Source organism: Myxococcus sp. AS-1-15 (assembly GCF_020037055.1).
In the GTDB taxonomy this organism is placed as follows: Bacteria; Myxococcota; Myxococcia; order Myxococcales; family Myxococcaceae; genus Myxococcus; species Myxococcus fulvus.
Map to the genome: position 1 here is coordinate 23370 of NZ_JAIQDF010000012.1, position 19481 is coordinate 42850.

Sequence of the window (19481 nt, forward strand, 5' to 3'; positions counted from 1 at the left end):
TCAGGCCCGCGCCATCGGCGTGTAACGCATGCCGGAGATTTCGCGCAGGGGACCGGTCCACCAGGGCTCCTCGGACACCCAGACGTCGCGGCCGTCCTCGCGGGCCACCATGCCGCCGGGGGCCACGACGGAGAAGCGGGGGGCGCGTCCGAGCGCCTCGGTCAACGCGGCCATCGTCGTCTCGTCCTCCTCGGAGAAGCCGAGTGGACCCTCGGGGTGGCTGTGCGTCACCTCCACCAGCTCCTCACGCCAGTACCAGATGGCCTCCCAGCGCGCGCGGGAGTCAGGCAGCAGCACGGGGCTGTCGGAGGCCTCGCACCACAGCACCTCCTCGTCCCGTCCGATGAGCAGGCACACCTCATGCGACGACATGGTTCCTCCTCTCTTCGCGTGTCACGCGTGCCGGGTGATGACCAGCACGTCCGTGTCGATGGCCTCGCGGATGACCGAGGGCAGGCTCTCCAGCGTCACCTCGCTGTCCGCTCCCGCCAGGCACACGCCCGCGTCCAGCACCTGGAGCGTGCGCGCGTCCACGATGGAGACGAACCGCTCCCCCATGAAGCTGAACGTCACCTCCAACTGGTTCCCCGCCATGCGACGATGATGAAGCAGCCGCGCTCCCGCGCCCCGCAGCGCCACCTCCGCGCGGGAGTGGTCTCCCACTGGCGCGCCCCGGCCCCGTGACATGTCGCCCGACAGCACCCGTCGACGGGCCTCCTGGGCCAGCTCGGAGGCGCGGACCGTCTGCGCGTCGAGCCACGCTCGCTGCTGCTCGGCCACGCGCCGCGCCTCGAGCGCCCGCTGGTGGACCCGCCGCTCCTCCGCCAGGGCGCGCAGGCACGACTCCGCCTCCGGACGGCCCAGCTCAGCCACCCTCAGCACCCGCCCTCGCGTCTCCGCGGGGGCGAAGCGGATGTCCAATGTCCTCGACGCGGCCTCCAGCAGCGCATAGCCGAACGCCGCGCGCAGCGGAGCGCTCACGCCCTTCACCGACGCGAGCGGCCGTCCCTCCTCCAAGGCCCGACGCGCGGCGTCCTCCGCCTCGCCCTCGAACTCCACGCCGTCGAACAGCAGCGCGCCGTCGTGCCAGCGCCGCGCGCTCACGAGCGCGAGCGGTGACGGCTCGTCCTCCGGCATCAGCTCCAGGGGCCGTGCCACCGCGCCCTCGAGCACCAGGCGCGCTCCCCAGACATGGCCGCGCACCCGTGGCAGCGCCTCCAGGCCCTCGGGCCCGGCGGGCTCACGGGCGGTGGCCTCGCGCCCCTTCAACTCGAAGCGCCACCACCCCGGGGCCACGGGGGTGGTGACACGGAGGCGTCGCGTGGCGGTGTCCACGGTGCCGCCGCCCAGATACGGCAGCACCGCCGACTCCACCTTCCCGAGCAACTTCCGGTAGTCCACGACGCCTCCTTGCCTTCACCGCGACTTCGCGCTCACGCCACCTTCAACAGCGGCGTGCGCATCACCCGCTCGACCCAGCCGGACTGGCTGGCACCGGGCAGCGTCGGCGCGTCCAGCAGCGCCTTGAGCACCCGGGGGACCTGGTAGGGGTCCGCGAACTGGTCCACGTTCACCTCGCTGAAGGGCACCCGCAGCTGGCTCGCGCACGTGCGCACCGTGTTGCCACGGCCACCCGCCACGCTCACCAACAGCGCCATCGCCGCCACCGGGAAGCCGACGTCGCGGAACGCCCGGGCGAACTGGTCGCCCGCCTCGCCCGCCTCGTCGCCCACCACGATGACCACCAGCTTCGCCCCCTCCGGCACCCTCATGCCGTCCCGGTGCAGCGCGTGCACGCCGGCCGCGTGCGTCGTGCCACCCGAGGCCTTCAGCCCCGCGAGCATGTGCTGCACCGCCGTGCGGTTGGAGGCCTTGGGCCGGAGCACGGTGCCCATCGTGTCGAACGCCGCGATGTGCAGCTTCTCCATCGGGAAGCCCGCGAGGATGCGCGCGAGCGCCTCCTTCGAGTTCTCGATGGCCCCGTCCATGGAGCCCGACTTGTCGATGAGGAACATCACCCGCACGTCGGTCTCCGCCGTCGCCTCCGCCACCGCCTGTCGTGCCGCGTTGTCGCTCGCCTCCTCCAGCTTCTGGCGCAGCACCTCGCTGCGCACGTTCTTCGCGATGTTGAGCGCCCGCTGGTCCGTCGCCGTCTGCACGGCCTTCTCCCAGCGCGCGCGCACCGTGGGCTCCGCGAGCAACCCCAGCTCCTCCAACGTGGGCGTCATCAGCCGCAGGTCGCGGTCCGACAACGAGGGCAACAGCGCCGCCATGATGGCCGGCGTCATCCCCACGTCCTTCGGCAGCCGACCCACGACCTCCTTGTAGGAGAGCCGCTCGGAGTCGATCCACTCGCAGATCTCCGCCTCGGACAGCCCGTCGAAGCGCTCGCGCTTGACCAACGTCAGCCCGCTCAGGCCCACCGTGCGGTGCCCGCCCTCGGCCTGCTTCTGCTTCCAGCCGAGCACCTCGAAGAAGCCCTGCGTGAGCGGCTTGTAGCCCGCCTTGCGCGCAAGCTTCTTCAACGTCTCCTTGTAGCCGGCCTTCATCAGGCCCTGGAGCATCGACAGGTTGGACTCCCGCGCGGCCAGCCACCTGGACGCCACGCGCTTCCAGCGGCCCATGGGCGGCTTGCGCGACGCCGGGTCCCCGAAGCCCGCCTGCCGGTTGAGGCTGGCGATGTCCGGCAGCTCGAGCAGCTCCGCCACCCGCAGCACCGCCTTGGGCGTGAGCATGCGCGTGGACTTGCGCTCGTAGTGCAGCACCATGGCCTCGCCGATGGAGCGGTAGTCGTCGTCGTGGAACGCCACCTGGCCGTCGTCACCGCGCACCGGCTGGCCCGCGTGCTGCTGCACCAGCATGAGCGCGCACGTGGCCACCTTCAGGTCACGCCAGTCCGTCTGCGTCAGCGCGTACGACGCGAAGTGCGCCATCAGCTCTGAGTTGAGCTGGTGGATGTCGAGCAGCTGCCGGTAGAGCTTCACCGCCGCGGGCACGAAGAGGCCCGGCTTGACGGGCTTGCCCACCGCGCGCTGCGCCGGCGTGGCGTGCGCCGCGGCCACCCACGTGCCACCCACGTCCAGCCCCGGACGGTTGTGCCACAGGTGGGCCGAGCCACTGAGCACCAGGTCCAGGAGCTTCTCGGCGGGGCCTCGCTGGGACTCGGGCAACAGCTGCGTGTTCGGGTTCGTCGACATGGGGAGTCCCCCTTTCGGGACGTGCGGCGGGTCAGGCGCGGGGCGGACCTCGAGCCCGACAGGGCCCTGGGAGTGCACCGCGCGTGGAGCGCACGGGGGGCGTCAGGTGCACGAGGCACGGCCACCCGCGCGAAGCTGGGAGTGAGGAGGAAGGAAGGTGCGCCCGAGTGACGAGGCCGGTGATGCTGGATTGAATGTCCAGTGTTCTACCGTTGAACTACGGAGCCTGACGGCCCCGGCGGGATTCGAACCCGCACCTCTCATTGCGTGTCTGGCCCTGTCGGCCGGGCGCGAGGCTTTTCAGTCGGAGTCGACGCGTCGGTGACGGGTGCTCACGAGTAGACGCACACGTCGCCATGCACCGGGAACTTCGCCACGTCCTTGCCGCCCCGGTATGTCTTCCGGGCCGGCACCGAGACGAGCTCCCACGTCGGCAGCACCACCGCCGTCAGGGAGCGTCCGTAGACGCACCCCGTGTCGATGCCCACCGCGTGCTCGGTGACGAGCGGCTGGTCGAACACGGTGTGTCCGAAGATGACCCGCTCCGGGCCCTTCCAGTGGTGGGTCCAGAACGTCCACCCCGCCGGTGCCTTGGAGGGCCAGTAGCTCTTCTTCGCGGGCGGCTGGATGCACTGCGCGTGGAGCAGGTGGTACGGGGCCTGCGCCTCCACGGGCAGGCCGGGCATCATCCCGGCGTGGACGACGACGGCGTTGTGCTCGGGCAACCTCAGGTAGTGGGGCAGCCGGGCCATCCACTCGTAGTGCTCGGGCTCGAGCACCTGCCGGGTCTCCAGGTGGTCGGGATTCAGCCGCTCGGCGGCGCGGTGGCGCTGCTGCAGCGTCGTCTCCTCGTGGTTGCCCAGGATGGCCTCGTGCCGCATGGCCAGCTCCACGCACTCCCGGCGCTTGGGCCCCCGGTCCACCAGGTCCCCCGCGAAGATGACGCGGTCGCTGGAGGTGGCCCCCACCTTGGCGAGCAGCTCCAGGGCCTCGTCGTGGCAGCCGTGGAGGTCTCCGATGACGATGGTGCGGGGGGACATGACTGAGGGTTCCTTGGAAGCGGGAGGGTGGGCAGGCGCCCGGAAGCAATGCGGCCAGGGACGGGGGGCCCCCACGTTCCTGACCGGGAGATTCCCGTTCCCCCTCCCGGACGGCCCCGGGGATCATCCTGTCAGGAAGTCGGCGACCCGGGCGTCGGGCTTCGTGGGTGCCACGACTGTCCGGTCGTCCGGGTGGCCTGGGCACCCCTGCTCCACTCGGAGGCTGCCTGCGGATGCCAACGTGGTACCTTGCCGCGCGACATCCCTGTAATCCCATCTCCCGGGGCGGGTCTCCGGGCACAGCTCCCAGGTCCTTCCGGTGTTCGAGCAGCTCACGGATGACGAATTGTTCGCGGAGGTGGTCCGCCGCCGCGCCACGAACGAGCCCATTGGGGGCCCGCTCGGAGCGTTGGTTCAGCGGTGGAGCCGGCCTGCCCGGTACGTCATCAGCAAGATTCAGGCGAGCTACGGTCGCGGTTCCCCAGCGGACGGCGACGAGCTCTATCAGGACGCGGTCGGCAAGTTCCTCGACCGAGGGCTGGACCAGTTCCGTGGCATCTCCCAGCAGATGCCGGGCCGGAGTGCGTCTCCCAAGACGTTCTTCCTGCGCATCGTCAAGCACGTGGCCATCGACTTCTACCGGCGGCACCGCGAGGAGCTCGCGGCGCCCTCGTCGGACCCCGATGACGTCATGGAAGAGCCGCCTTCCGAGCGGGCTCGCGCTGTCGAGATGGGCAGGAGGACGGAGGAGCGCGCGGACGCCCAGGAGCTGTACTGGGCCGCGTTCGCACGGCTCCAGCAGGAGCACCCCAAGGAGGCCTCGGCATGGGAGCTGTATCACCACGAGGACGTGGAGGATCACGAGGAATGCGCGCGTCGGCTGAACATCACCGTGGTCAATTCCTACAAGCGCGTCAGTCGCGCGCAGGCCTACTTGAAGCTCTACCTGCTGGATCTCCAGCGCGAGTCGCCACGAGGGGAGGAAGCGTGAGCCTCCTTCCCGGCCACACCCCGGGGTATTCAGGAGGAATGAAGTCATGAAGACCGAAGCCATGTCCCGCTCTGCCGCCCGTCGCTCCCAGCTCACCGCCGCGAGTGTCCCCCCAGGAGTCGTCCTCGAAGCCGCCGGAGATTTGTTGAGGCGGGCGACCCAATGGGGGACCGAAGGTGTGGAGGCGGCCCTGCGGGGCCTCGGTCGACCGGAAGTGGAGACCTGGCTTCAGGCGCAGAAACCGCAGGCGCTCCAGCCCGTGCTGTTGAGGGCCGCGGAAGAGGCGATGGAGGTGGCGCTGGACGGGGGGGAGGAGGCCGAGGTGTGGCGCGCCTCGGCGCTGGAGGGCCTTGCCGCTCGTGACAGGGCCGCCTCGCAGGCATCTGCCCTCGCCGCCTGGGAGGGCCTGCATGGCGACTTGCAGGGGGATGCGGCGCGAAATCGAGACCGCTTCCTCGAGTCGCTCGGGAACCTGGACGCGCTGCTGCTTCCCAGGGCCCGTTGGTTCATTCCCCTCAACCCCGAGCGTCGCCAGGAGCAAGCGCTCCTCGAGCCCGCGGAGCAGGACAAGGCCTGGTGGTTTGGTGCCCGGGCCGGCTGCGATGACCTGGTGGCGACGTGGACCTCCGGCCCCCAGAGTCCGACCCCCCACATCCAGGGTTGCGCCGAGTGCCGCGCGGACATCGCGGACGCCGCGCCGGTGGATGCGCCTCCCCGTCGTCACCTCACACGGGATGATTTGTGGCGCTTCGACATGGGCCTGATGACGGCCGACGAGCGCGAGCGCGTGGACGCGCACACCGCGCGCTGTGGCGAGTGCGCCCAGGCGGTGCTGGCGCTGGGCGAGGGTGACGACGCGATTGAAGAGGCCCTGGAGATGGACGAGGGCGACGCGGGCGTGGCCCGGGCCGCGCGCTCGTCCCGCGCCCCGGTGTCGCAGCGCCCGTCCTCGGCGCGCCACCCGGAGCAGCGCGAGGTGCTGGAGGAGCGGCGCGACTTCCGCGTGGTGCTGGTGCGCGAGCGTCAGCGCGTGCGGCTCCTGGTGCAGCCCCTGGCGGGCAGGACGGTGACGGCGGCGGTGTTCCTGAGCCCCGGCCGGCCCTCGCTCAGGCCCACGAACGGGCCCGAGGGTTTGTCGTTCGATTTGTCCTCGGCCTCCGCCACCGGCGCTCGCACCGCGCACCTCTCGGTGCAGGCGGGCAATGACACGCTGGAGCGGGACTTCGCCTTCTGAGAGGAAGGCCCCGGCCGTCCCAGGGGCCGCGCGCGCGGCCCTCGGGACTCCAAGGGCCCACCGTCACGACTACTGCGGCGGAGCGGTGACGCTCGGTGTGTTGAGCGCCTCGCGGCTGCGGACGGGCGGCTGCGGGATGGGGAAGTTGCGCGGGGGGACGACGCGGCGGAAGCCGTTGTCGAGGAAGCTCAGCACGAGCTGCGCGGTGGGCGGGCGGGTGCTCAGCGCGGCGCCGCACACGTCGACGAGGTCCAGGACGCGCGGACCCTCGGTCGTCACATAGCGGTTGCAGGTGCTGTCCACCGGCGCGTCCTTGTCCCGCTTCAGCTGCCGCGTCAGCCGGCCCCACTTCATGGTGAGCGCGTCCGGGCTGAGCTGGATGCTGACGGGCTCCTCGCCCCAGCTGCCCTCGATGTGCGTGAGCGACGTGCCGGCCTTCACGCGGAGGTCCACCTGCCGCTGGCCGAAGGTGCCCGTCACGGCGATGCCGTGCTCGTAGATCTCCTCGGAGAGGATGCTGACCCAGACGCCGTCGTGGCGCCGCGTGTACGGCTTGGCCGCCGCGATGCGGCCGTTGTTGAACCAGATGTCACCCACGCGGCCCACGGGCAGTTGGTCGTTCTTCGCGACCGGCGTGGGCTCGTCCAGCCCGGCGGGGCCAGTGGAGGCCACCAGCGGGCGCGAGGCGAGCAGGTCCGTCACGGCGACCGACTCGTCCACCACCTCGAAGCGCACGCCGTCCAGCCACGCCTGGCCCGTGCCGCTCATGATGAGGCCCGCCATGATGGTGGTGGCCTCCTTGGGCACGTCCAGCACCACCTCGTGGCGCTTGCAGCCGCGGGTGCCCACGAGCGCGCGCGACTGCATGTTGTCGAAGGCGAGCGGCTGCTTGGGGTCCGGCCCCTCCACGCGCATCCACAGCCCCGCCCAGCCATCCACGTCCTTCACGCGTGTGGCGGCGGAGAAGCGCAGCCGCTTGCCGCGGAAGTCCTGCGCGCCGAAGGCCTGCATGAAGGTGCCGTAGCCCGCCTCGTCGTGGCTCAGCGAGCGCAGGTACGCGCTGCGGCTGCCCTCGCACGGGGCGCTGGTGTCCACGCCCGCCTCGTAGCGCTTGGGGGCGCTCTCGGTGACGTACCAGCCCACCGGCAGCTTCGGCGTGCTGCCCGACGGCTCGGCCAGGGCCGCGGGCGCGGCCAGGGCGAGCAGCAGGGCGGCGAGATTCTTCCGGAAGTCCATGGCGGGCGTCCTCACAGCGACACGGGCTGGCGCGCGCTCAGCGCGCCCTCGGGGAGACCCGTCCGGGCCTCATAGCGGGGGACCTCGGCGATGCCCGAGGGGGTCATGACCAGCAGGCCCCGCTCCGCCGCCTTGCGCGTGCAGAACGCCTGCGTGGCCAGGTCCGGGCAGGCCACCACGTTCGTCGCCGGAAGGTCCTCCTCCAGTCCGAGCGCCAGTGTGGGCGGCAGCACCTCCCCGGGTTCCAGCTCCCGCGACTGCGTGGCCTTGCCCCCGGGCAGCAGCACCAGGGCCAGCGAGGCCGCCAGGGCCGCGATGGCGACGCCCGCGGCCGCGCGGCGCGCGTGCCAGCGCGCGGGACGCGCCACGCGCTCCTCGCGGACGCTCCAGTCCTGGGCGACCTCGTTGAGCTGTTCGGACAGGAGCGCCTCTTCCTGCAGCAGCAGGGCGCAAGGCTCACACTCCAGCGTGTGGGCCTCCAACGCCGCCGCCTTCTCCGGGGCGAGCGCGCCCAGGATGTACTGCTCCGCGGAGTCGCGGGTCAGGTGGGGCTTAAGCATGGGTCTCCTCCTCGAGCGCGGAGCGCAGCTTCTTGCGCACCTCGCACAGGATCTGCCGCACGCGCTGGACGGAGAGTCCGACTTTCGCGGCGACTTCGGCATGGGGTAGCTCCTGGCCGTCACAGGCCAGGAGGAAGACGCTCCGCGCGCTCGGCGACACCTGGGCGAGCGCGGCATGGGCGCGGGACAGTTGTTCCTCGGACAGCAGGCGACGCTCGGCGGACACGGCCGGGTCCACCGGATGCTGACGCTCGGGCAGTTCCTCCACCGCCCCGGAGATGGACTCTCGCCGGGCCCGGCGGGCATCGTCCGCGGCCAGGAAGGCCGCCTGGGTGAGGGCGAGGTTGGGCAGGCGCAGCTCCGTCAGCAGCCCACGCTGCTGTTGTTGGATGAGCCTCGCCCACGTCTCCTGGGCGAGCTCGTGGGCCCGGTCCACCCGGACGCCCCGGGCCAGGAGCGATACCACGACGCGGCGGTGGTGGCGCGCAACCAACGCGTCCCAGGCAGACCTGTCGCCGGCGAGCGCCTTGCGCGCCAGGACCTCCTCGTCCGCCCCGCGCGCCGCCTCCATCGGCTCCTCGGCTTCCCTCGCTAGTCGAACCGTCGTCATCCGCAGGCCCTGCACGGCTGCACTCATGCCGTCTTCCCGTCGCTCTGCTGCGTCTGGGGGCTCTGGCCGCTCCCCGGTCTCCGGGGAACGTACGTCCGTGGCGGACATATCGCCGGGCGCCAGCAGGATGTGCGGAGGGGTGGCCAAAGGTCAGTTCGCGGCGGGGCTTTCCCCCGAGGGCCAGGGGAGGTTGGAGAGGCGGACGACGCCCTGGCACTGGCCGCAGACGCGGTTCTCGCTGTCGTAGACGCGGGCGGTGGCGAACAGCAGGGTGAGGCCCTGGCTGTCGATTTCGGCCTCCACGCGCAGGTGGTCGCCGGTGACGGGGCGCTGGAAGCTCATGGAGAGCTGCACGGTGGCGCATCTCCTGGACGGGTCCACCAGCGCGCCGCTGGTGCCGATGGCGTAGTCGAAGAGGGCGGCGAGGATGCCGCCGTTGACGGCCGCGGCGCTGCCCACGCCGCCGCGGTGTTCGGGCTTGAGCTCGGGGATGGTGACCACCACCTTGCGACCCTCCGGGAAGGCGACCTGGGCGCCGAAGTGGCGCAGGGTGAGGCTCTGGTTGAACAGCTCGGCGTAGCGGTCCAGCGCGGCCTGGGAGGGCTTCGCCGGGGGGACGGAGGGGGCGTCGGACATGATGTCTGGCCCTATATACCCGAGCCTCGGCGCCCGAGGGACCGGCCGGGCGTGCCAGGGGGTGCGGAAGGACGCCCACCGGACGGTGAAAGACGTTAGAAGCAGGGGCTCCCCCCGAGTCGCCCGTGAACGCCCACGAATCCGCCCTCCTCGAAGACCTGAATGACCCCCAGCGCGAGGCCGTGCTGCACCACGGCGGCCCGCTCCTCGTCCTGTCGGGCGCGGGCAGCGGCAAGACGCGCGTCATCACCCGCCGGGTGGCGTACCTGGTGAAGGTCCACGAGGTGTTCCCCTGGCGCATCCTCGCCGTCACCTTCACCAACAAGGCGGCGCGCGAGATGCGCGAGCGCCTGGTGCAACTGCTGGGGCGTCAGGCGAACGACCTGGTGGTGAGCACCTTCCACTCCTCGGCCGCGATGATTCTGCGCCGGGAGGCGGAGCACGTGGGGCTCACCCGCTCGTTCGTCATCTACGACGACGGCGACCAGCTCAACGTGGTCAAGCGCGCCATGCGCGAGGCGGGGCTGGAGCAGTCCATGCAGCCGCGCGAAATCCTGAGCCGCATCGACCAGGAGAAGAACCAGGCCCGGCTGCCCGAGGACATGGAGGTGGAGCCCGGGGACGAGCGCGGGCTGCTCGTCCAGCGCGTCTACCACGCGTACCAGGAGCGCCTGCGCGCGGCCAACGCGGTGGACTTCGGGGACCTGCTGCTCCTGCTGGTGACGCTCTTCCGCAAGCGGCCGGAGGTGCTGGAGAACTACCGCCGGCGCTTCCACCACGTGCTGGTGGACGAGTTCCAGGACACCAACCCCGTGCAGTACGCGCTGCTCAAGCAGCTGGCGCCGCCGCCCTCGGCGAACCTGGTCGTCGTGGGTGACGACGACCAGTCCATCTACCGGTGGCGCGGCGCGGACGTGGACAACATCCTCAACTTCCCGCGCGAGTACCCCGGCGCCAAGGTGGTGAAGCTCGAGCAGAACTACCGCTCGGACCGCAACATCCTGGACGCGGCCTACGAGGTCATCCGGAAGAACACGCGCCGGATGGAGAAGAAGCTGTGGTCGGACCGGCCCGCGGGCCAGACGCTCCAGCTGATGCTCAACCGCGACGAGCGGATGGAGGCGCAGGAGGTCGCGCGGCAGATTCTGGCGCTCCAGCGGGAGGGCTTCATCAAGTTCTCCAGCATGGCGGTGTTCTACCGCGTCAACGCGCAGAGCCGCGTGCTGGAGGAGGCGCTGCGGCTGGCGCGCGTGCCGTACACGCTGGTGAGCGGGCGCAGCTTCTATGACCGGGCCGAGGTGCGGGACGCCTCCGCGTACCTGCGGTTGATGGTGAACCCGCGCTCGGACGCGGACCTCTTGCGCATCATCAACACGCCGGCGCGCGGCATCGGCGACACTACGGTGGAGCGGGTGGTGGACCACGCGAACACCCGCAACCAGAGCCTCTACGAGGTGCTCGCCGAGCCCGGGCTCATCCCCGCGCTCAACACCACCGCGGTGAAGCGGCTGCGCACCTTCCACGGGCTGTTGGAGTCCCTGCACCGCTACGCGCAGGGGACGACGGACGCGGCGAGCGCGGTGGACGAGATGCTGCGCGAGACGAAGCTGGTGGAGACGCTGGTCGCCGAGGGCAGCGACGAGTCGACGACGCGGGCGGAGAACCTCCGCGAGTTCCTGGGCGCCGCGCAGGAGTTCGACCTGAACCGCGCCGCGGCGGCGGTGGCCGCGGCGTCCGGGCCTCAAGTCGAGGTGCCTCCGGAGGTGGACGCGGCGCCCCTGTCGGCGGACACTCCTCCGCTGCAGGCGTTCCTCGAGCAGATTTCGCTGGTGGGCGACGCGGACGCGGAGGTGGGCGAGGGTCGGGTGGCGCTGATGACGCTGCACGCGGCGAAGGGCCTGGAGTTCGACGCGGTGTTCCTCACGGGGCTGGAGGACGGCGTCTTCCCGCACTCGCGCGCGCTCAAGGGCGAGGACCCGGACAACGGCGAGGAGATGGCCGAGGAGCGGCGGCTCTGCTACGTGGGCTTCACGCGCGCGCGCAAGCGGCTCTTCGTGAGCCTGGCGCAGTGCCGCTCGCTGTTCGGTGAGCTGCGCTACAACCCGCCCAGCCGCTTCCTGCGCGACGTGCCCCCCAAGCTGTTCGGCATCAGCGAGCAGGACATCCCGGAGCCGCCCCGGCCCGCTCCCATGGCGGCGCCGCGCAAGCGGACCTGGGACGAGGACGACGGTCCGCGCATCGACCGCTCCTACTCACAGGCGTCGGACATGGACGGGGTGAGTGGCGACGTGCGCGGCATGCGCGTGCGGCACGAGCAGTTCGGCGTGGGCCGCATCGTCGCCGCGGACGGCACGGGGCCCAACGCGAAGGTGACGGTGGAGTTCGGCGGCGCCGTGGGCCTCAAGCGCGTCATCGCCCGCTTCCTGATGCCAGGGTAGCGGGGTGGGGCAGTCCGCGCCCGAGTGAGGAAGCCATGAGGGTCGACTGCCAGGTTTTTAATCTGGTGCCTTTACCATTTGGCTACCCCTCCACGTGAATGGAGGGGGCTGGATTCGAACCAGCAGAGTCCTGAGCGTGTAAGGCCTCGTCGGACGGGCGCGGATTCCGGTAAGGACGCGCGGGCCCGGAGGCGCCTGACGGACACGGTTCGCCTCAGGGACTGTTCTCGAGCGGGCGCAGCTTCCAGGACAGCACCCGCCCGTCCTGTCCGAGCACGAACACCTGGTCCCCCTGGACCACCGGCGGCGAGCGCAGCGCCGTGTCGGTGCGCAGGGAGAACGCGCGCTCCCACGTCGGACGCTTGAGCGCCACCAGTCGCCCCTGCCGTCCCTGCGTGGGCACCAGGAGCAGCTCCCCGATGGCCTCGGCCACGCGCGTGGTGAGCGGGTCGGGCAGCCCCATGCGCGCCAGCTCCTTCCCGTCCGACGGCGCGAGCCCCACCAGCACCGGCGCGTCCTGCGTCCGAGCCCCCACCCACACCATGCCCAGCGCCAGGGACGGCGGGCCCGTGAGCGAGTCCGCCACGGTCTTCTCCCAGAGCATCCCGCCGTCCTTCGCGCGGAGGGCCCGGACCTGGGACGCCTTCGTGCCGAGGAACAGGACGTCACCCTCCGCCTCCAGGCCGAGCACGTCCTCCGTGGCCTGCCGCCAGAGCGTGGCGCCGTCCGCCACGGACAGGGCCACGAGGCCCGTGCCGACGAGCGCGACGACGAGCCGTCCGTCGGCCAGCACTGGCGCGGGGAGGCCCCGGCTCGACTCTGGTGGAGGCTCGGCGGACTTGGGCGCGGGGGTCCTCCAGCGGACCTTCCCGGTGTCCACCGCGAGCGAACGCACCGCGCCATCCGGGGCCACCACGAAGAGGGACTGCCCGTCCGGAGCCACGACGAGGGGCGTCAGGACGGGGGGCTCACCGGTGAGCCGCCAGCGCTCCGAGCCGTCCGCCAGGGAGAGGGACACCAGGTCTCCGGCGACCGTCCCGGCGATGACGCTGTCACCCGCGACGACGGGGCGCGTGGCCACCTCGCGGCCCAGGGCCACCCGCCATTGCAGGGTGCCCGTCCGGTCCAGGCGCACCACGGCGCCGGCCTCGTTGCCGGTGAGGACCCCGTCGGACAGCGGCGTCAGGCCCGCGCGGGAGGATGCATCCGTGGAGTACCGGAAAGCCGTCTGCGCGGGTTCTCGACACCCCGCGGCCGACACCAATGTCAGGGCCAGGGCGAGGAGGGTGTGCCTGCATGGACACGCGCGGGGCGACATGGTTTGGAGGATGGCGTAAGGAAGGAAATTCGACCATGCCTACGATTCGTGACGACGAGATTCCCAGCGCCACCGGCATCCCTTCTGGAGCCCGGCGGACGGACTTCGTCCCGCCCCCCACGCTGGCGGTGACGGAGGAGCTGCTGCACGCGCTCCCCAAGACGGACCTGCATTGCCACCTGGATGGCTCCATGCGGGTGAAGACCATCCTCGAGCTGGCCGAGCAGCAGAAGGTGAAGCTGCCCGCGGACACCGAGGACGGCCTGGCGCGCGCCATCCACATGGGGGAGGTGTGCAAGAGCCTGGAGGAGTACCTGGTCGCGTTCGACGTGACGCTCTCGGTGCTCCAGACGGCGGACGCGCTCTACCGCGCGGCGTACGAGCTGGCGGTGGACGCGGCGGCGGAGAACGTGCGCTGGCTGGAGGTGCGCTACTCGCCCGCGCTGCACCTGCAGAAGGGCCTGAAGATGACCACGGTCATCGACTCGGTGCTCGAGGGCCTGCGCGTGGCCAAGCGCGAGACGGGCATCAAGTGCGGCGTCATCGTCTGCGGCATCCGCCACATCAACCCGCAGACGTCCATGCGGCTGGCGGAGCTGTCGGTGGCCTACAAGAACCGGGGCGTCATCGGCTTCGACCTGGCCGGCGCCGAGGCGAGCTTCCCCGCCAAGGACCACAAGGACGCCTTCCAGCTCATCCTCAAGAACAACGTCAACTGCACCGCGCACGCCGGTGAGGCGTACGGCCCCGAGTCCATCTCCCAGGCCATCCACAACCTGGGCTCGCACCGCATCGGCCACGGCACGCGGCTGCGCGAGGACGGGGACCTGCTCAACTACGTCAACGACCACCGGATTCCGCTGGAGGTCTGCCCCACGTCCAACGTGCAGACGGGCGCGGTGTCCAGCCTCCAGGCGCACCCGCTGAAGTTCTACTTCGACTACGGCCTGCGGGTGACCATCAACACCGACAACCGCCTCATCACCGACACCACGGTGACGAAGGAGCTGTGGGTGGCGCACAAGGAGCTGGGGCTGTCGCTGGACGACCTGGCGACCATCATCGTCTCCGGCTTCAAGAGCGCCTTCCTCCCGTTCCGGGAGAAGCAGGACATGCTGCGGCTGGTGAACGAGGAGATCGCCAACACGTTGGTGGCCTTCGACAAGAAGCGGCATGTGCCGGTGAAGCAGCCGGCGTGATGGCGTAGCCTCCACCGTGCGCGCGGCGTCATCGGTCGCGCGTCGGTGGCCAGACAGGCGGCTCCCTCCCGGGCCCCTGGTGTCATGGCCCGGGACGGAGGCGCACGTGGACCTGGAGCTGGGTGGCAAGGTGGTGCTGGTGACGGGGGGCTCGGATGGGCTGGGGGCGGCGGTGGCCCGGAGGCTCGTCAAGGAGGGGGCGAAGGTGGCCCTCTGTGCCCGGGGCGCGGAGCGGCTGGCGGCCACGGCCGAGGCGCTCAGGGCCGAGGGCGGGGACGTGCTCGCGGTGCAGGCGGACGTGTCCAGGGCGTGGGAGGTGGAGCACTTCGTCGACGCCGCGCATGCGCGGTGGGGCCGGGTGGACGCGCTGGTGAACAACGCCGGCACCGCGGCGGCCCGGCCCTTCGCGTCGGTGTCGGACGCGGAGTGGGAAGCGGACCTCCAGCTCAAGCTGTTCGCGGCCGTGCGAGCGTCGCGCCATGTGCTGCCACTGCTGAGCGAGGCGGGTGGTGGCGCCATCGTCAACGTGCTGGCGATTGGGGCGAAGACGCCGGGCGCGCAGTCCACGCCGTCGTCGGTGTCGCGCGCGGCGGGCCTGGCGCTCACCAAGGCGCTGTCGAAGGAGCTGGGGCCGCGCAACATCCGCGTCAACGCGGTGCTGGTGGGCATCATCGAGAGCGGTCAGTGGGTGCGCCGGGCGCAGGAGCTGGGCAAGCCGGTGGAGACGTTCCAGGCGGAGATGGCGCGCAACGCGGGAATCCCCCTGGGGCGCGTGGGCCGCGCGGACGAGTTCGCCGACGTGGTGGCCTTCCTGCTGTCGCCGCGCGGTGGCTACATCAGCGGCGCGGCCATCAACGTGGATGGGGGCCTGTCCGGCGCGACGTAGTGGCGCACGGGCGAAGGACGTTGTCAGGTTCGTGGACCCACGGCGTCCCTGCGCGCTGAGGATGGCCTTCGGGCCGTCCGGCGACCGCGGCTGCTGACCCAAGGTCCACCATCTCCTCCGCCACGTCCCCCCGGGGCGCTCGTACGCGAGCCCTCGGGGCATTCCCGAGTTGGTCATGCAGCCGAAACTGAATCGGCTCCTGCGGGCGCTTGCCCGCGAGGGGCTCGAGGTGACCTATGACGGTCGCCTCTACTCCGTGCGCCTCCTGGGTGACGCGAACGCGCCGCCCGCCGAGGTGCTCCTCCCCCCGGACCTGCCCGTCGAGGGCAAGGCCTTCCAACAACTCGCGCACCTCGCGGCCCTGAAGCACCCGGGCGGCGGAGAGGTCCTCCGCGTGCGCGCCACCCCCGACTTCCACCCGGGTGACTCCGGCGTGGCCATCGGCTCGGTGCTGCACACGCGGGGGCTCGTCGTCCCCGGCGCCGTGGGCACCGACATCAACTGCGGCATGCGCCTGCACGTCGCCGACCTGTCGGTGGAGGACTTCCTCTCCCGCCGGGACGACTTCGTCGAGCGCATGAAGGGCCACTACTTCTTCGGCACGCGGGACGTCGCCATGTCCTCGCGCGCCTCCACCGCGCTCCTGCGTGACGGCCTCCCCGGCTGGCTGCTGGAGACGCTGGACACGCCGCTGGGCTGCGCTCGCACCGCGGACCTGGCGCAGCTCGACGCGGAGGTGGACCGCATCCACCTGGGCGGCGCGCTGCACGGCGACCCGACCTGGGCACCGGACGCGCTCACCCGCGAGGGCGTGGTGCGCGACGCGGGCCTGGCCACCATCGGCGGAGGCAACCACTTCGTCGAGGTGCAGCGCGTGGAGGCCGTCGAGGACCGCGCGCGGGCCTGGGCGTGGGGCGTGCGCGAAGGCCAGCTCGCGTTCATGATTCACTCGGGCAGCCGGGACGTGGGCAAGCACGTGGGCGTGGCCTGGCGGGAGCGCACGCGCAAGGCCTGGCCCCAGGGCGCGCCCTTCCCGGAGAGCGGCATCCTCCCGCTCGCCGACGAGGCGCTCGTCGCCGGCTACCTGGAGGCCGAGGCCACCGCCGCCAACTACGCCTTCCTCAACCGGCTGCTGCTCGCGGAGCTGTTGCGCCAGACGCTGCGCGAGCTGTTCGGGGACGTGGAGGCGCCGCTCGTCTACGACGTGCCCCACAACCTCACGCTCCCGTACGAGGGCGGGTGGCTGGCGCGCAAGGGGGCCTGCCCCGCGGGCGACGGACAGCCCGTCATCATCCCCGGCTCCATGGGCGCCACGTCCTTCCTCATGGTGGGGTGCGGCGACGCGCGCTCGCTCGAGTCCGCGTCGCACGGGGCGGGCCGCGCCCGCTCGCGCTTCTCCATGTCGCGCGGCGGAGCGGACCACAGCGAGGCCGCGCTGGGCCTGTCCGGCGTGGACTGCATCTCCCTGCGCGCCGAGCGCCGGGTGGAGGAGGCCCCCGCCGCCTACAAGCCCATCCGTCCGGTGGTGGACTCCCAGGTGGAGGCCGGCATCGTCCGCGAAGTGGCCCGGCTGGCCCCGCTGCTCACCTTCAAGGCCTGAGCTACAACGACAGCCCGGGGACGACGGCGTGCCATTTTCCTTGGTCCACGCCCCGTCCCCTGGCTGGAATGCGCCCCACGCGCGTGGGCCCGGGCCCACCCTTCACGCATCAAGGGAGAGACAAGGACATGGAGAACACCTACGGAGCTCCCGCCGGAGACGGCTTTCCTCGCTCCAACCCCAAGGACGCCGTGTCCGTGCCGGCCATCCTGCTCATGGTGCTGGCCGGCGTGAGCCTGCTGTGGGCCATCGTCAGCCTGCTGTCGCCGGTGAATCCGGACGACCTGGAGCAGCTCTTCAACAACCCGGCGCTCGCGCCCTATCAGGACGCCCTGGAGCAGAACCGCGCCCTGCTCACCTCCACCAGCTCCTTCGCGGGCCGGCTCATGTGGTACGGCCCCGTCATCCTCCTCAACGCGCTCGCCTTCTTCGGCGCGCTGATGATGAAGAAGCTCCAGAACTGGGGGCTCGCGGTGGCCGGCTGCTTCGCGTCACTGGTGCCATGCTGTGGCACCTGTGGCTGCCTGGCGCTCCCCATCAGCATCTGGGCCCTGGTGGTGCTCTTCAAGCCCGAGGTGAAGGCCGCCTTCAGATAGGCGCGGGCGCTGCCGTGGTGGCCCCACGGCGCGTCGGGAGCACGGGCCTGCGCTTCTGCATCCGCACGCAGGCCAGCTGCACCCGCGCCGTCAGGGGCCGCCGCGCCTCGTGCAGCGACACGTAGCCCCGGTGACGGTAGAAGTCCTCCGCGTTGAGGCTCGCGTCCAGGCCCACCTGGGGACTCCCTCCGCCCCAGGCCACCGACTCCAGCGCGGCGAGCAGGTGGGTGCCCACGCCGTGGCCCACCTGGTCCGGAAGCACATACAGCGCCTCCAGCTCCCCGTTGAGCGAGTCCAGCTGGCCGAAGCCCACCAGCCGCCGGTCGCGCTCCGCCACCAGCACGGTGCGCGGCCGGTCCGGGCGCAGATAGCCCTCCGGCCGCAACAGCCGCACCCAGGTGCTCAGCTCGTCGGGCGCATAGACGCCCTGACACAACGTCCCCACCGCCTCGGTGTGGACGCGCCACAGGGCGCGCCGGTCCGAGTCCCGTGCTGGCCGAAGGTGGAGCCCGCCCGACGCGCCCATGGCCGCCTCACGTCACCTTCATGCCCTTGGGAATCACCACCACGCCATCCGGCGTGACGTGGAAGCGCCGCTTGTCCTCCACCGGGTCGTAGCCAATCGTCGTGCCCGGCGGAATCTCCACGTTCTTGTCGATGATGGCCTTGCGGATGCGGCTTCTGCGGCCGATGGTGACGTTCTCGAAGAGGATGGACGCCTCCACCTCCGAGTAGGAGTTGACGCGCACCTTCGGGGACAGCACGGAGCGGTTCACCTTGCCGCCGGAGATGATGCAGCCCTCGGCGATGAGCGAGTCCGTGGCGTGGCCGACCCGCTGGTTGTCCTGGTCCGCGAACACGAACTTGGCCGGCGGGTAGTTGTTGGCCTGCGTGTGGATGGGCCAGCGGTCGTTGTAGAGGTTGAAGATGGGGTCCACCTCCACCAGCTCCATGTTGGACTGGTAGTACACGTCGATGTTCCCCACGTCCCGCCAGTAGCCGCGCTCCTTGGGCTCCTGCCCGGCAATCTCGTTGGTGGCGAAGTCGTACACGTACACCGGCGCGTACTTGTAGAGCTCGCTGATGATGGACTTGCCGAAGTCGTGCGCGCTCGCCTCGTTGGCGGCGTCACGCACCACCTCCTGCACCAGGACCTCCGTGGTGAAGAGGTAGTTGCCCATGGAGGCCAGGCACATCTTCGGGTTGCCCGGCATGGGCGGCGGGTCCTTGGGCTTCTCCAGGAACTGGCGCATGCGCCCGTCGGGGCCCACGTCGATGATGCCGAACTCGCGGCCCTGCTCGATGGGCACGGGGATGGCGGCCACCGTGCACGCGGCGCGCTTGGACACGTGGAAGTCGAGCATCTGCCGCGTGTCCATCCGGTACACGTGGTCCGCGCCGAAGACGAAGATGAAGTCGGGCTCCTCGTCGGTGATGATGTTGAGGTTCTGGTAGATGGCGTCCGCGCTGCCCTTGTACCAGTCCACGCCGGTCCGCATCTGCGCGGGCACGGCTTCCACGTAGTGGCCCAGGAAGGCCGACATCCGCCAGGCGCGGGACAGGTGGTTGTTGAGCGAGTCGCTCTTGTACTGGGTCAGGACCTTGACGCGGTAGACGCCGGAGTTGGTGAAGTTCGACAGGGCGAAATCGATGATGCGGTAGCGCCCCCCGAAGGGGACGGCGGGCTTGGCCCGCTCACGGGTGAGGGGCTCCAGGCGCGTGCCAGCGCCGCCCGCAAGAATCATCGCCAGGACTTTGGACATAGGTGGGCCGGACGTTAGTCCGCCCCCCTCGGGCGACAAGGGCGCCGAGGCCTGCTCGGCTGCCTTCGTTGAGTGCCCAACCGCCCGCCCACGTCCTCTTCACCGGGCCGGACTCGCCAGATGTGGGACATCGGCGCCCCCGGGGCTCCGGCAGGACGCCGGGAAGCACGGTTCCCA

At 71.1% G+C, this 19481-nt stretch carries 18 protein-coding genes; 7 read left to right on the forward strand and 11 right to left on the reverse strand.

Going from position 1 to position 19481, the window contains the following annotated elements; translation table 11 throughout:
* The 4 genes from K8625_RS28565 to K8625_RS28580 all read right to left on the reverse strand — a co-directional run bounded on the left by K8625_RS28565 (position 1) and on the right by K8625_RS28580 (position 4237).
* The gene (locus tag K8625_RS28565; RefSeq protein WP_223747796.1) at positions 1 to 372 is read right to left on the reverse strand and encodes a Mov34/MPN/PAD-1 family protein; all 372 of its coding nucleotides are present in this window, start codon (positions 370 to 372) and stop codon (positions 1 to 3) included.
* 21 nt (positions 373 to 393) lie between these two features.
* Positions 394 to 1401, reverse strand: coding sequence for a hypothetical protein (locus K8625_RS28570; RefSeq protein ID WP_223784477.1), 1008 nt, complete (start codon positions 1399 to 1401; stop codon positions 394 to 396).
* A gap of 32 nt (positions 1402 to 1433) precedes the next feature.
* A complete protein-coding gene (locus K8625_RS28575; RefSeq protein ID WP_223747798.1) occupies positions 1434 to 3197 on the reverse strand; it encodes a VWA domain-containing protein in 1764 nt (587 codons plus the stop codon).
* Positions 3198 to 3529: 332 nt separating this feature from the next.
* A complete protein-coding gene (locus K8625_RS28580; protein ID WP_223784478.1) occupies positions 3530 to 4237 on the reverse strand; it encodes a metallophosphoesterase in 708 nt (235 codons plus the stop codon).
* 319 nt (positions 4238 to 4556) lie between these two features.
* Here K8625_RS28580 and K8625_RS28585 point away from each other — a divergent pair, with 319 nt between their 5' ends.
* Together K8625_RS28585 and K8625_RS28590 are read left to right on the forward strand one after the other, a co-directional pair.
* Positions 4557 to 5228, forward strand: coding sequence for an RNA polymerase sigma factor (locus tag K8625_RS28585; protein WP_046711661.1), 672 nt, complete (start codon positions 4557 to 4559; stop codon positions 5226 to 5228).
* 46 nt (positions 5229 to 5274) lie between these two features.
* Positions 5275 to 6462 (forward strand): hypothetical protein, encoded by a 1188-nt coding sequence (locus tag K8625_RS28590; protein WP_223784479.1) that lies wholly within the window; start codon positions 5275 to 5277, stop codon positions 6460 to 6462.
* A 69-nt stretch (positions 6463 to 6531) separates the two neighbouring features.
* Here the strand turns inward: K8625_RS28590 and K8625_RS28595 are convergent, their stop codons facing one another.
* The 4 genes from K8625_RS28595 to K8625_RS28610 all read right to left on the reverse strand — a co-directional run bounded on the left by K8625_RS28595 (position 6532) and on the right by K8625_RS28610 (position 9504).
* Positions 6532 to 7698, reverse strand: a complete 1167-nt coding sequence (locus K8625_RS28595) for an AraC family transcriptional regulator (protein ID WP_223784480.1) — start codon at positions 7696 to 7698, stop codon at positions 6532 to 6534.
* Between the two features lie 11 nt (positions 7699 to 7709).
* Entirely contained in the window at positions 7710 to 8258 is a 549-nt protein-coding gene (locus K8625_RS28600; RefSeq protein WP_223784481.1) for a zf-HC2 domain-containing protein, read from the reverse strand.
* Entirely contained in the window at positions 8251 to 8895 is a 645-nt protein-coding gene (locus tag K8625_RS28605) for an RNA polymerase sigma factor (protein ID WP_223747803.1), read from the reverse strand. Before K8625_RS28605 ends, K8625_RS28600 begins: the two co-directional genes overlap by 8 nt.
* Positions 8896 to 9018: 123 nt before the next feature.
* Positions 9019 to 9504, reverse strand: a complete 486-nt coding sequence (locus K8625_RS28610) for a PaaI family thioesterase (RefSeq protein WP_141326223.1) — start codon at positions 9502 to 9504, stop codon at positions 9019 to 9021.
* Between the two features lie 125 nt (positions 9505 to 9629).
* On the opposite strand from K8625_RS28610, the gene K8625_RS28615 reads away from it, so the two are divergent.
* Entirely contained in the window at positions 9630 to 11942 is a 2313-nt protein-coding gene (locus K8625_RS28615; RefSeq protein ID WP_141326224.1) for an ATP-dependent helicase, read from the forward strand.
* Positions 11943 to 12156: 214 nt separating this feature from the next.
* Here K8625_RS28615 and K8625_RS28620 read toward each other — a convergent pair whose 3' ends face one another.
* A complete protein-coding gene (locus tag K8625_RS28620; protein WP_370641995.1) occupies positions 12157 to 13203 on the reverse strand; it encodes a PQQ-binding-like beta-propeller repeat protein in 1047 nt (348 codons plus the stop codon).
* 92 nt (positions 13204 to 13295) lie between these two features.
* On the opposite strand from K8625_RS28620, the gene add reads away from it, so the two are divergent.
* The 4 genes from add (at position 13296) to K8625_RS28640 (ending at position 17541) form a co-directional block, all read left to right on the forward strand.
* The gene (add, locus tag K8625_RS28625; protein ID WP_046711669.1) at positions 13296 to 14459 is read left to right on the forward strand and encodes an adenosine deaminase; all 1164 of its coding nucleotides are present in this window, start codon (positions 13296 to 13298) and stop codon (positions 14457 to 14459) included.
* Between the two features lie 106 nt (positions 14460 to 14565).
* On the forward strand, positions 14566 to 15345 hold the full coding sequence (locus tag K8625_RS28630) for an SDR family oxidoreductase (RefSeq protein WP_223784483.1): 780 nt from the start codon (positions 14566 to 14568) through the stop codon (positions 15343 to 15345).
* Positions 15346 to 15520: 175 nt separating this feature from the next.
* Positions 15521 to 16945 carry an RtcB family protein gene (locus tag K8625_RS28635; protein WP_223747807.1) on the forward strand — a complete coding sequence of 475 codons (1425 nt, stop codon included), beginning with the start codon at positions 15521 to 15523 and terminating at the stop codon, positions 16943 to 16945.
* 128 nt (positions 16946 to 17073) lie between these two features.
* Positions 17074 to 17541: a hypothetical protein gene (locus K8625_RS28640; protein ID WP_223747808.1), complete on the forward strand. Its 468-nt coding sequence runs from the start codon at positions 17074 to 17076 to the stop codon at positions 17539 to 17541.
* Here the strand turns inward: K8625_RS28640 and K8625_RS28645 are convergent.
* Positions 17534 to 18067, reverse strand: a complete 534-nt coding sequence (locus K8625_RS28645) for a GNAT family N-acetyltransferase (protein WP_223747809.1) — start codon at positions 18065 to 18067, stop codon at positions 17534 to 17536. The two genes, K8625_RS28640 and K8625_RS28645, sit on opposite strands and share 8 nt — an antisense overlap.
* 7 nt (positions 18068 to 18074) lie before the next feature.
* Positions 18075 to 19304: a glucose-1-phosphate adenylyltransferase gene (glgC, locus tag K8625_RS28650; protein ID WP_223747810.1), complete on the reverse strand. Its 1230-nt coding sequence runs from the start codon at positions 19302 to 19304 to the stop codon at positions 18075 to 18077.
* Between the last annotated feature and the right edge of the window lie 177 nt (positions 19305 to 19481).

Coding starts and splice junctions, on each gene's coding strand:
- K8625_RS28565 (WP_223747796.1), bottom strand. CDS start 372: ATGTCGTCGCATGAGGTGTGCCTGCTCATCGGACGGGACGAGGAGGTG.
- K8625_RS28575 (WP_223747798.1), bottom strand. CDS start 3,197: ATGTCGACGAACCCGAACACGCAGCTGTTGCCCGAGTCCCAGCGAGGC.
- K8625_RS28580 (WP_223784478.1), bottom strand. CDS start 4,237: ATGTCCCCCCGCACCATCGTCATCGGAGACCTCCACGGCTGCCACGAC.
- K8625_RS28590 (WP_223784479.1), top strand. CDS start 5,275: ATGAAGACCGAAGCCATGTCCCGCTCTGCCGCCCGTCGCTCCCAGCTC.
- K8625_RS28595 (WP_223784480.1), bottom strand. CDS start 7,698: ATGGACTTCCGGAAGAATCTCGCCGCCCTGCTGCTCGCCCTGGCCGCG.
- K8625_RS28600 (WP_223784481.1), bottom strand. CDS start 8,258: ATGCTTAAGCCCCACCTGACCCGCGACTCCGCGGAGCAGTACATCCTG.
- K8625_RS28605 (WP_223747803.1), bottom strand. CDS start 8,895: ATGAGTGCAGCCGTGCAGGGCCTGCGGATGACGACGGTTCGACTAGCG.
- K8625_RS28610 (WP_141326223.1), bottom strand. CDS start 9,504: ATGTCCGACGCCCCCTCCGTCCCCCCGGCGAAGCCCTCCCAGGCCGCG.
- add (WP_046711669.1), top strand. CDS start 13,296: ATGCCTACGATTCGTGACGACGAGATTCCCAGCGCCACCGGCATCCCT.
- K8625_RS28635 (WP_223747807.1), top strand. CDS start 15,521: ATGCAGCCGAAACTGAATCGGCTCCTGCGGGCGCTTGCCCGCGAGGGG.
- K8625_RS28640 (WP_223747808.1), top strand. CDS start 17,074: ATGGAGAACACCTACGGAGCTCCCGCCGGAGACGGCTTTCCTCGCTCC.
- K8625_RS28645 (WP_223747809.1), bottom strand. CDS start 18,067: ATGGGCGCGTCGGGCGGGCTCCACCTTCGGCCAGCACGGGACTCGGAC.
- glgC (WP_223747810.1), bottom strand. CDS start 19,304: ATGTCCAAAGTCCTGGCGATGATTCTTGCGGGCGGCGCTGGCACGCGC.